Annotated in this window: 1 protein-coding gene; it reads right to left on the minus strand. The window is 56.1% G+C overall.

Annotation, left to right across the window (positions count from 1 at the left end; translation table 11 throughout):
* Positions 1–336: hypothetical protein (locus ACK4TH_RS12495; protein WP_409626919.1), on the minus strand; the 336-nt coding region annotated here is incomplete at its 3' end.
* Between the last annotated feature and the right edge of the window lie 465 nt (positions 337–801).

Below are 801 nucleotides of genomic sequence, written 5' to 3' on the forward strand. Positions count from 1 at the left end.
GGTGACCGGGCGAGAGATGGTGGTGAATGGTGGTGGCAGCTGATGGAAGGGCACGGGAAAGCCGAAGGTGAACCAGTCGATGACTTGGTGCAGTTGGTGCTGGGCTGTGCCCTGGAGCCGACGCCACGCGTCGAGACGCAGACTGACTGACGAGGTGAGCACGTTCCAAACTGGCGCGTCGAGGCTGAGAGGTGTACGAGATGGTGCTGTCGACGACGCTGTCGAATCGGTGGTGTTGATGATGTTGTTGTTGATGTGGGCGAGATGGTGCGGTGGAGTCAGAGAGTCTGCGGTCAGCTGCAGTGCTGACGCGTGGCGTGGGTTGAGGCTGCTCATAAAGATTGGCCAGAGGCACCGCCGACGAGCGGCTGGACGGTACCTGCTGGTCACTGTTTCGCTTGCGAATGCACGGTTTGCTATGCAATGGAGTGACAACTGCCTGTGCGTGCGACTCGCCGCTTCCAACTGCACTATGCCGTACTCTGCTATTTCTAGGTTCTGTGCGACTCGCTGTGTCTATTTCTGGGTTTTGTGCTTCGACTCGCCACTGCAATTTCTGTCTGGCCGCAGACAACTTTGGTCGATTCGCCACGTGGACTGGGCTATTTTCGGCTGTTGTCAGGTTTCTGACTATTTATTCTGTCGCGTTGTCTGTGCACACTCATCTTCGCTTTTTCTCTTTGTTTCGTGTGAACTGACAACCAACTTTTATGTCTCATCGACCTCGCCGTGCCATCATCAACCCTTCTGCCTCCTCCTACACTGACCAGGAGCGGGTCTCAGGTCGGAGTATTTAGCGCG

It is taken from the genome of Tepidimonas sp., assembly GCF_046292505.1.
Lineage (GTDB): Bacteria > Pseudomonadota > Gammaproteobacteria > Burkholderiales > Burkholderiaceae_C > Tepidimonas.